The organism is Marinobacter sp. AC-23, assembly GCF_001858325.1.
Taxonomy (GTDB): Bacteria; Pseudomonadota; Gammaproteobacteria; order Pseudomonadales; family Oleiphilaceae; genus Marinobacter.
Window position 1 is genome coordinate 1 of the sequence record NZ_MBPP01000094.1, and the last position, 1,096, is coordinate 1,096.

A 1,096-nucleotide genomic window follows, 5' to 3' on the forward strand; every position below is an offset into this window, starting at 1 on the left:
TCAGGCTGTGGCCTAAAGCCACGTAAGAGAGCCCTATATGTGTTTGCTGTAAGTGCCTGACAGCTCTACGAGACTGACGAAGCAGGCGTTCTCGCTCATGGGTTTAGATTGGCCGCTGGCGCGGCCAAAAAAACGACTATTGCCTATTGATTCCGAGAAGGCTCATATGTGTTAGAAATGTCACTAGAATTCCTGAAGTTCGTCCCACAAAAGCTCTCCCCTAAGCGGAGGCTCGGTGTTCGAATAAAAGGTCCACAGGACTTTCATTTCTGTTGCACTGGCTGAAAAATAAATGTCATGGTCAATGTTGTATTCGAGTTTGGTCCAAGTAGGATCTGTTAATTCTCGAGACTCCCCCAGATAGACGACTTCGGTACCCTCAACTTGGAATTTCTTGAAACGCCGCCCATTGATATTCACGTCGCCGTATTGCTCTACATCTTGGATAGAGACATCAAGCCTAGAGGGAAAAAAGACATCCAACTTCCACCCAGATACCGTGTTTTTGCTACCGTTGTGAAAGTTGAAAATCAGAACATATTTGTGAAGCTCACTTGAGGTATAAGTGCGTTTAACCTTAGCCTCAATGGTGCTTGCATATATAGCTGCGCCGCTTTCGCACGCTGAAAACCATGCATCTCGATGCCGGATTAGCTCGCTTGGTGCATATTTTGTTCCGAGTGGGTGCTTTGGATTGTAGTGTCCGGCCTCTGCGTGACACCGAAGGCATAGAACAATTGCGTTTTCTAGAGTATTTTCCCCGCCGTCAGCCTCTTGGATGATGTGGTGAACATTTACAGAGCGACCGGCAAACTCGTGGCAGACACAACAATGTCGCCGAGCTTTCACCAGTGCGTTTTCTCTAACTGCCCGAGGGAATGCCATTCTTTTCCTTTTAGTTCTAACGCTTTTGTTTAGCGGCGACTACGGAGCGGAGCGTAGTAGGCGTCCGGTGTAGGGCCGCCAGGCCCGGAACGCACTACAACAATTTGTTATGCAATGCCCAGTCCTCGCACGTCATTCGATATAGCCGCACCAGCCGGTTATGAAATTCATGAACTGTGTAGTCTCCGAATCCCGACTTCTCGGTCACTCT

At 48.5% G+C, this 1,096-nt stretch carries 1 protein-coding gene; it reads right to left on the reverse strand.

The window, feature by feature from the left end:
* Nucleotides 1-183: 183 nt before the first annotated feature.
* On the reverse strand, nucleotides 184-885 hold the full coding sequence (locus tag BCA33_RS19495) for an HNH endonuclease (protein WP_071268450.1): 702 nt from the start codon (nucleotides 883-885) through the stop codon (nucleotides 184-186).
* Nucleotides 886-1,096 lie beyond the last annotated feature (211 nt).

Excerpts from the sequence above, each read along its gene's own strand:
- BCA33_RS19495 (WP_071268450.1), bottom strand. The coding sequence starts at position 885 with ATGGCATTCCCTCGGGCAGTTAGAGAAAACGCACTGGTGAAAGCTCGG.